General features: G+C 46.6%; 9 protein-coding genes. 5 read left to right on the top strand and 4 right to left on the bottom strand.

The window, feature by feature from the left end; translation table 11 throughout:
- Positions 1 to 47 precede the first annotated feature (47 nt).
- The gene (locus NDA06_RS18830; protein ID WP_190414965.1) at positions 48 to 248 is read right to left on the bottom strand and encodes a hypothetical protein; all 201 of its coding nucleotides are present in this window, start codon (positions 246 to 248) and stop codon (positions 48 to 50) included.
- Positions 249 to 583: 335 nt separating this feature from the next.
- On the opposite strand from NDA06_RS18830, the gene NDA06_RS18825 reads away from it, so the two are divergent.
- The 5 genes from NDA06_RS18825 to NDA06_RS18805 all read left to right on the top strand — a co-directional run bounded on the left by NDA06_RS18825 (position 584) and on the right by NDA06_RS18805 (position 5,899).
- The gene (locus tag NDA06_RS18825; protein ID WP_190426070.1) at positions 584 to 1,621 is read left to right on the top strand and encodes a spermidine/putrescine ABC transporter substrate-binding protein; all 1,038 of its coding nucleotides are present in this window, start codon (positions 584 to 586) and stop codon (positions 1,619 to 1,621) included.
- A gap of 189 nt (positions 1,622 to 1,810) precedes the next feature.
- The gene (locus NDA06_RS18820) at positions 1,811 to 2,671 is read left to right on the top strand and encodes an ABC transporter permease (protein WP_190432150.1); all 861 of its coding nucleotides are present in this window, start codon (positions 1,811 to 1,813) and stop codon (positions 2,669 to 2,671) included.
- A 317-nt stretch (positions 2,672 to 2,988) separates the two neighbouring features.
- The gene (locus NDA06_RS18815; protein WP_190985061.1) at positions 2,989 to 4,764 is read left to right on the top strand and encodes an SUMF1/EgtB/PvdO family nonheme iron enzyme; all 1,776 of its coding nucleotides are present in this window, start codon (positions 2,989 to 2,991) and stop codon (positions 4,762 to 4,764) included.
- Between the two features lie 132 nt (positions 4,765 to 4,896).
- Positions 4,897 to 5,115 (top strand): hypothetical protein, encoded by a 219-nt coding sequence (locus NDA06_RS18810; protein WP_190985060.1) that lies wholly within the window; start codon positions 4,897 to 4,899, stop codon positions 5,113 to 5,115.
- Positions 5,048 to 5,899, top strand: a complete 852-nt coding sequence (locus tag NDA06_RS18805; RefSeq protein ID WP_190985059.1) for an ABC transporter permease — start codon at positions 5,048 to 5,050, stop codon at positions 5,897 to 5,899. The genes NDA06_RS18810 and NDA06_RS18805 overlap by 68 nt, the downstream gene beginning before the upstream one ends.
- Positions 5,900 to 6,234: 335 nt before the next feature.
- Here the strand turns inward: NDA06_RS18805 and NDA06_RS18800 are convergent, their stop codons facing one another.
- The 3 genes from NDA06_RS18800 to NDA06_RS18790 all read right to left on the bottom strand — a co-directional run bounded on the left by NDA06_RS18800 (position 6,235) and on the right by NDA06_RS18790 (position 8,902).
- Positions 6,235 to 7,239 (bottom strand): DUF1517 domain-containing protein, encoded by a 1,005-nt coding sequence (locus NDA06_RS18800; protein WP_190985058.1) that lies wholly within the window; start codon positions 7,237 to 7,239, stop codon positions 6,235 to 6,237.
- 339 nt (positions 7,240 to 7,578) lie between these two features.
- Positions 7,579 to 7,800 carry a sulfur carrier protein ThiS gene (gene thiS / locus NDA06_RS18795; RefSeq protein WP_190414969.1) on the bottom strand — a complete coding sequence of 74 codons (222 nt, stop codon included), beginning with the start codon at positions 7,798 to 7,800 and terminating at the stop codon, positions 7,579 to 7,581.
- Entirely contained in the window at positions 7,793 to 8,902 is a 1,110-nt protein-coding gene (locus NDA06_RS18790; protein WP_190985093.1) for a thiamine phosphate synthase, read from the bottom strand. The genes thiS and NDA06_RS18790 overlap by 8 nt, the downstream gene beginning before the upstream one ends.
- Positions 8,903 to 9,176 lie beyond the last annotated feature (274 nt).

The following is a 9,176-nucleotide window of genomic DNA, read 5'->3' as shown; positions in this document are numbered from 1 at the left end:
AAGCGACCGGGCTGAATCCAGTTTCTATAAGGGTTAGAATCTCATGGTCAGACCAGAGCAATCGCTTGCTTTCGGGGAACCCGGTCAACCCATTGGTCGTTGGCTAGAGACGCCGGAAGCGATCGCTTCCGGCTACCACCAAACATTAAAAAGTATTCATTCCCATCGATGACTGCCAGCCCTTTGCTGCACTGATTTTGCGCTCCTTTCCCCCAGAACTTGACAAATTGACTCAGCGACCGATTCAATCACTCCGGGGCTATCTCCTCAAAGTCAGGATGACGACTGGAAATTTGAGAAACCCCTACAAATCTAATGTTTGCCTATCAAAATACTGACGCCCGAACTAGGTGAACCGCTCCCTATAGAGCAATCTGTAAGATACTGTTAAAGAGAAATTAAAAATTAAAAATTAAAACTAAAAAATCACCTTGATAGTTTTTAATTTCCTCTTCTAAATTTTGACGATTGACGTGCAACTTTGCTGAATCCCGTGCCTCCAACTGCTCAACGGACGAACCCACAACACTCAACACGACGTAGGTTTTTACAAACGTCAGCTGCTGCTACCCTCGGACTGGCAATGTCTGGTTGCGGCTGGACGCTTGCCCAAGTGCGCTCGGCACCCGCCAACTCTGATGCATCCAACAACAAGTTATTGTATCTCTACACTTGGGCTGGCTATACCGATGAGGATTTGTTAAAACGCTTTACCAAAGAGACTGGAATCAAGGTCATTGCTGATGTCTATGATTCCAACGAAGCGATGCTAGCCAGGATTCAAGCATTGGGAGGCGGGGACTACAGCATTATTTACCCATCTGACTATACGGTGAGGAAGATGGTGGAACTGGGCTTGCTCAGTGAAATCGATCGCTCCCGTGTGGTAGGTTTGGATCGGTTGTTTCCCCGCTTCCAGAATCCCGTCTATGACCCAGAAAACCGCTACAGCATACCTCTGAGTTGGGGAACAACGGGTCTCATTTACAACACCCAGAAGCTGAAGCAACCACCAGCAGATTGGAATTATCTCTGGGACAATCAGCAGGCACTTTCTCGAAGGATGACCTTGCTGAATGATGTTCGGGAAGTAATGGGTGCGGTGTTGAAAATGCTGGGGTACTCTTACAACTCAAAAGACCCGCAGCAGATTAAACAGGCGTATGAAAAGTTAATGGCGCTCAAACCGGCCCTCGCTTCTTTCACCTCTGATGCCTGGAGAACTCAAATTTTAACTGGGGATTTGCTGCTGGCAATGGGATTTTCATCCGATGCCAATGAAATTATTCCAGAAAATAAAAACTTACAATATCTAATTCCTCGGAGTGGTTCTTCGGTGTGGACTGACACACTGGTCGTTCCGATAACAGCTCCCAATCCAGAAGGAGCTTATGCCTGGATTAACTTTATGTTGCAACCTGATGTCGCCGCTCAGATTTGCGAACGTTTAAGTTTCGCGACACCCAATCAAGCTGGCTACAATCAGCTACCTGATGAAATCCGTAACAATCAAATTTTATTTCCCCCAGAGGCGGTACTTGCCCAATGCGAAGGCGTTGCGCCGCTTGGAAAAGTTGCCGAAGTTTATGAATCCTATTGGACTCGATTGACGAGCAGCTAACATTAAATAATCTTGAGTTTTGAATGATGAATTGAAGCAATAATTGATACTTCATATCAATCATCTTTCATTAATAACTCAAAACTCAAAACTCAAAACTCAAAACTTTTTTCTGTCGTGTCTACCCCAACGTCTCCTCCCTCTATCCCCAATCCCACTCCCTCTGATGGAATCGAATCGCCAGTGCTAATGGGCAGCAGACGCCCAGGCTTGAAGTGGTTGGAACCAATGGCGCTGCTGGGTCCTGCTGGTATCTGGTTGGGTTTGTTGCTAGTGCTGCCAACGCTGGTGATTTTTCAGCTGAGTTTAGTGCCAGGAATCCGACCTGGGGATGTGGTGAATCCCAGCGGTTTGGATAACTATACGCTGGTGTTTCAACCAGTTTACTTGCAGGTAATCGGGCGATCGCTATTCTTTGCAATTGGCACTACAATCGTTTGTCTTTTACTCGGATTCCCGGTTGCCTACTGGATTGGGCAAATGGCACCAAAACAGTGGCGAAATTTGCTGCTACTAGGCTTTGTCTTGCCTTTGTGGACATCATCGCTGCTGCGTTCTTACGCCTGGATTACAATTTTGCGTCCTACTGGCGTCCTGAACACGATGTTAACGACTTTAGGGCTTCCGGCTTTGGAGTTGCTGAACCAGAGTTCAGCCGTGTTTATTGGCATGGGTTACAGTTATTTGCCCTACATGGTGTTAATTCTTTACGCTTCGGTAGAAAAACTGGATCGGCGGTTGCTAGAGGCATCTGCGGATTTGGGGGCAAATCCGATTGACACTTTTTGGAAAGTGACTGTCCCGCAAACGCTACCAGGAATTGCGGCGGGTTCTTTGCTAGTATTTATTAGCACTTTAGGTGATTTTGTCGATCCAGAATTGCTGGGCGGTGCTTCCAGTATGACGATATCCCGCTTGATTTATAACCAGTTTTTAGGTGCGACTCAGAATTGGGGATTTGGCTCATCTTTGAGTATGGTATTAATTTTTGCTGTTAGTATAGCGATCGCGCTTTTGATTAAATACGGCGATAGCACACCGCAAAAATAAGACCAATAGATAAGGTGCGTTGACGATAGTGTAACGTACCATTATTTTCAGAAAATATCTAAAATTTTTGTTGAATATTCGCCATAGGTACTAGATAAGTATTAGCGCAAGTGCTAGCCTTATATAATGGGAATCTGTGCGCCCATATAAAGTATTTTTTGAATTGAATAATGATTGATTAGTCAGTAAGCGCTGACTAATTCACTGGATAGAATAACTGTAAGTTGGGTTGAGAAACGAACCTCACCAAATTGTTTAGAGGGGTTGGATTTCCTTACCTTAACCCAATCTACGCTAAATCAAATTTCCAATTATTTATGAGTTATTGCTTAAATCCCGCGTGTCAGAAGTGCCAAAACTCCCACAATGACAAATTTTGTAAAAACTGCGGGACGAAGCTGGTATTTTTAGGGCGTTACCGGGCTTTGGCACCACTTGGACAAGGCGGGTTTGGTAGGACTTTTCGGGCAATTGATGAAGCGAAACCGTCCAAACCAGCTTGTGTAATTAAGCAATTTTTCCCGATACAACAGGGTACGGATACAGCTAATAAAGCAGCAGAATTATTCCATCAAGAAGCTGTACGGCTAGAGGAATTAGGTAATCATCCGCAGATTCCGGAATTGTTAGCCCATTTTGAGGAAGAGAACCGTCAATATTTGGTGCAACAATTTATCAACGGGCAAAATTTAGCCCAAATATTAGAACAAAAAGGTGCTTTCAGCGAAACCGAAATTCGCAGCTTGCTGACAGACTTGCTGCGCGTATTGGAATTTGTGCATAGTAAGCAGGTAATTCACCGGGATATTAAGCCAGAGAATATCATTCGTCGTCAGGTTGATAATCAACTGGTGTTAGTAGATTTTGGTGCAGCTAAATTTGCGACAGGAACCGCATTAGCCAGAACTGGAACAGTGATTGGTGACTTTCGATATATTGCACCAGAACAAGCAGTAGGGAAAGGTATTTTTGCCAGCGATTTATATAGTTTGGGTGTCACCTGCATTCATTTGCTGACTAATGTTGAGCCTTTAGAGTTATTCGATACTGATGAAGATGCTTGGGTTTGGCAGAATTACTTGCAAAATTCTGTAAGTGATGAGTTGCGTAGCATCTTAGATAAGATGATCCAAAGAGGTGCGAAACGGCGATATCAATCAGCCGAAGATGTAATAAATGCATTAACTCTGCAAAAGTTATCTGTAGCGCCAACAATTCTGAATCTTCCCCAACCTTTACCGCTTAAAACGTTCCATTTTGATGTGGTAACAGTAAACGGACAGGGAATAGAAACTAACCGCCGCAGAATGCAAGCAAAATATTTCTCTGAAGACTTAGGTGGTGGGGTAACATTGGAAATGGTAGAAATTCCCCGCGGTACCTTCCTGATGGGTTCTCCAGACACGGAGAAGGGGCGAAGTAGCAGGGAAAGCCCGCAACATAAAGTAACTGTAGCACCGTTTTTCATAGGAAAATTCACCATTACACAAGCGCAGTGGAAAGTCGTAGCAACTCTGCCAAAAATCAACAGAGAGATGCAACCAGATCCTTCCTACTTCAAAGGTACAAATCGACCAGTAGAAAATGTATCCTGGGAGGATGCTGTAGAATTTTGTGCGCGACTGTCGAAAAAAACTGGAAAAATTTATCGTTTACCCAGCGAGTCCCAATGGGAATACGCTTGTCGTGCAGGCACAACTACACCTTTTCACTTTGGCGATACAATTACTTCTAAAGTAGCGAACTACGACAGTAGATATACTTACGCCTCTGCACCGAAGGGAAAATATCGTCAGGAAACGACGGAAGTGGGGAGTTTTCCTCCGAATGCCTTTGGATTATACGATATGCACGGAACTGTTAGGGAATGGTGTGCTGATATTTGGCATGATAACTACAATGGTGCGCCTGTTGATGAGAGTGTGTGGAAGTCTAGCGCAGATAACCGATATCGGCTGTTGCGTGGGGGTTCGTGGCTTCTCAATTCTAAGTACTGTCGGAGTGCGGTTCGTAGCAGGGATGAACTGGTTAGTAGGTGCAGCGATCACGGTTTTCGGGTTGTAGTTACTGCCTCGGCGTGGACTCTTTCCTAGCCTTTCACTCTCTTCCTTCGCGCTCTTTGCGTCTTCGCGGTTCCTAAAAATCAATTTACCTGGACGCACAGATTCCCATTGTATAAGTATAACCCTAATCCAGGGAAAGGTAGTATAAAATAATACAAAAGTTTGAAATTTACGGAGACGATAACACTTGAGACGCGATCGCACTCTTCCAAACACGCGATCGCATCCAGTAAAGTGAAGAAAGTTGGCATAGAGCGTGTAGCGAAGTGGCTGCTCTCTTCAGCATCGCAAACCCGACAAATGGTGAAATTGAATGACAGGCACCGTCAGCCATCAGCAGGAGGAAATCCCTTTAGAGATTATGTTGAAGTCCCAGGATAAACCTCGTATTTCTTGGCAGGTTATTTTCACACTGCTGATGTTCTTTTATATGTACCTGCCCATTCTGGTACTGACGTTTTATAGTTTTAACGAGTCTACCTATAGTGCCGGTTGGGAAGGATTCACCCTCAAATGGTATCTAAAGCTGTTTCAGGATACCCGTATCCTGACGGCGCTGCAAAATAGCTTAACCGTGGCTTTGTGTGCAGTAGCGATCGCTGCCGTATTAGGCACCATAATGGCAGTTGGTTTAGCCCGTTATACCTTTCCGGGGAAAACCTTGTATCGCGGCGTTTCTTACCTGCCGCTGATTATTCCCGATATTGCGATCGCTGTTGCCACGCTGGTATTTTTAGCCGTTATTGGTATGCCGTTGAGCTTGTGGACAATTGTGGCAGCTCATGTCGTCTTTTGTCTTGCCTACGTCGCCTTGGTAGTTTCTTCTCGAATTAGCGGCTTAAACCCCCATTTAGAAGAAGCCGCCCTCGATTTAGGGGCGACGCCAGTACAAGCTTTTATCCAAGTGTTGCTTCCAGAATTAATGCCAGCAATTATTTCCGGTTGCCTGTTAGCTTTTGTCCTCAGCATGGACGACTTTCTCATTGCTAGCTTCACTGCCGGTACGGGTGCCACAACATTACCCCTAGAAATCTTTAGCCGCATCCGCACTGGCGTCAAACCAGATATCAACGCTCTCAGCGTGATGCTAATGATTGTGTCAGGTTTTGTCGCTTTTGTTGCTGAATTGCTCCGCTACCGCAGCGAACAAAAACGCTTTAAATAGCTTTGAATTTGTAGAGATGTCACTGCATCTTATTTCGGGATTTTAAAATTTAACAATGAACAAAAAATTGTCATAATTTAAGCTATTTGTTGGTAAAATTATTCAATGAACTTAAATTTAATTCTTCCTATATGGGAAGTTAATTTACTTTAAGAAAATGCACAAATTTTCATTATTTAATTAATACTAATAATACCAGCTTAAGGGAATACAGTAAATTATAAATGGCTCCTATTGAGCCGCCGTCAAAATTGAAAAAGGAGGCTGATTACCAGCCTCCTTTTCAGGAGAAATAGATAGGGGCGCATAGCAAGAGTGCCCTTACCCATTGCGGGTTAAACAAGTTTCAGATTGGGATACTCAGCCAGCAAATCATCAGAGGTAAGCGTGTCGCCTTCTGCCTGAGGTGCCCAGAGAATTTCTACTGCAAGTAGGCGATCGCTCCCGATGCCACCAATCTGACGCAAGGCTTGACGCAAATCGTCAGTGCTGTTGATTTTCGGTAGTTGCAGATTGCCTTCGGCACCCACCAAAATCGTCACAATAATGTATTCACCAGGACCTTCTGCCATCACCTGATTTGCCAGCTTGCCAGCTTCCTCAGATCCCGCCGGTAAAGATGCTTTGGGCGTTGCTGCCTTGAGCTGATTATTGACGTTCGAGAGAGTCTCTTCGGTGACTTTGCTGCGTTCACCCAGAGCTAGCTGATTAAACTTGGCTTCTGCGGCTTGTAACGCTGTTTGCTGAGATTCTGCTGCCCCATACACCCAGTATTCCGGGTGACGTAGCAAAGCTAGGGTACTTTCTTGAAGCACTTGGGCACGACCGATGGCGGAACTCATATCAGATGTACGCGCCAACTCGTCTAATTCTCCTTGCAAGCTGCGAGCTTCTGCCAAAAGACCCACTTGCACCTCTGCCACAGAAACTTTGGGATTGCCGTAGCCCAGCGAATCGGCTTCCCCTGCGTCACCAACACCCACGCGACGGAAGCTGGAAACCAAGAAGTTAGCGATCCCCAGGAAAATCAAAATCGTAAACAGACCGCCAAATCCGCCCCCGATGCCAAAGAAGGGAAATAGCAACGGGAACCCAAATCCACCCCCAAATCCACCCCCAGGATAAGGAGCCGGATAGTATCCGCCGGACGGTGGCGCGTAGGTGCGGCTAGGAGGCGAATAGCTGCGGCTGGGCGCTCTAAAAGAACCCCCTCCAATCCGACCGCCTGAGCGAGCTGCTAAGGCTCCGTCAGCATGACCTAGCGTCAGGGTAAGGATCAGACCAAAGACGAACAAAGATTTCAAAAGGGGTTTAATTGCTGAAAGCAGTTTATTACGCATACATACTGTGCCTATTCAATCTGATTAAAACTGTAGCGGCTGGCAGCAACTCCTAGCATCTTCCTAACTATCGAGCGATCCGAGCTACATCTTTAATGTATCGCCTCCACCCGACTGGCGCGGGATCAATGCGGGGCGGATTTCCTCACGGGGAATCCGTACTCGAAAGGATGACGGATGAGGGATAACGCGAATCGCTGTGCGTTACCCAGGAACTGGACTAGAAACCACAGATGAAAAGTACAGTATGGGGAGTAAATCTTGTGGCTGTTTTCCGAGAAACAACCGAGAATTTATCTTCAGCCATTCCTTGTTCAATCTTCATCTCTGAGGTTCCAATTAGCCGCCGCCGACGATGGTGACGATTTCAATCGCGTCCCCCTCTTTGATCTCCGTTTGCGACCAAAACTGTCGATGGAGAATCTCACCGTTGTACTCAACCGCCACTAGGCGAGGATTTAACCCCAGATGCTCTAACAACTGGGGCAATTTAGTGTCGGGCGGGCAGGTGCGGGGTTCCCCATTCACTTGCAGCGTGATTTGACCAGACGGACTAAACATAAGATTGGGGAACGCGAACATCAACAGAGCGGAGAGTTTGCAGACGACTCAGCTGGGAGAGGAAATACTGAGTCATTAACATCGGCTGATCTGCCTGCATGATGGCGCGAACCGCTGCCACTCGTTCGGCTCCCGCCTCCAGCACATCATTTAAGTTATTCGCATCAATGCCCCCAATGGCAAACCAGGGAATCGAGGCATTTTCGGCCGCATAGCGGACATAGTCTAGCCCAGCAGCAGCTTTATCTACTTTGGTTGGAGTTTCATAAACGGGGCCAACTCCGATATAGTCAGCACCCTCCTGGATAGCTCGCTGCATTTCTTCCGGGTTCGTGGTGGAGCGACCAACCAGGCGTTGTGGCCCTAGCAACTGTCGGGCGAGGGCGATGGAGATATCTTGTTGTCCCAGATGCACGCCATCGGCATTCACTGCCAAAGCCAGATCCACCCGGTCGTTCATGATAAACAGGGCACCGTATTGATGGCATAGCTGGCGGAGTTTGGAAGCGTGGGCGACTCGCACAGAATCGTCGGCAATTTTTTCGCGATACTGTACCAGAGTCAGTCCCCCTTGCAGGGCGGCTTCAACGATGGAAAATAGCTGTTCTGAGGCAGAAGTAACGAGGTATAGATGCGATCGCAACAGCACCTGATGTCGCCGGTAAGCCAGTAAATTGGTCTCCAGCGTATACACCCGATAGCGCAATTGCTTAGCCGCCGACCCTAGATCGGGGTCGTAAAGCTTGCTATATTCTTCCAGCACTCGCAGGGCTTCTTCCACGCGAGCAAAATTGGCTTGCAACAGCTGCTGAATGCTAGAGCGCTGTTGTTCTTGAGGATGGGTCAACTCTGTGCCTGCATCCCCTGGGGTATCCCGTGCAGCCCGAAGCTCCATGCCATGCCATTTGGCTAGCTCCTGTCGCATTTGCTTGCATTCATTGACTAATTGGGAGCTATTCACGCCAAAGCGACACCATTCTTCGATAATCCGCAAGCCTTCTCTGGCTCGGTCTAAATTGGCGTCTAGAATGCGGCAAACCGCTGGCTGTGCTTGTATGAGCAAGTCCCCAACTGGCTCTCGAACGCTGTGTTTCTCGCCCATCGCAACCACTCCATTATTTTTCATCGTAGCAGTCTAGTTTCCTAATTTCTGAAATCTGTGAAGTGACAGGGTAGCACGTACCAACCAAATTTTCTCAATTGCCCCATATATTTTATCCAACTGAATAAAAAATAGAATGCGGGGATTAACAAGGTTGAGCAAACTGAACAATGCTGATATCGTGCGGATTGTGAACTAAGTCATGTGAACTAAGTCAGTAACATTTCGTCTATGGGGTAGGAGCAAGTAGCGTCCTTATCCAATTCTTTAGCCT

The sequence above is a fragment of the Trichocoleus sp. ST-U1 genome (assembly GCF_039961835.1).
In the GTDB taxonomy this organism is placed as follows: Bacteria; Cyanobacteriota; Cyanobacteriia; order Cyanobacteriales; family FACHB-T130; genus FACHB-T130.
Note: the sequence above shows the minus strand (reverse complement) of the source record. Positions and strands in the feature narration are given on the sequence as shown.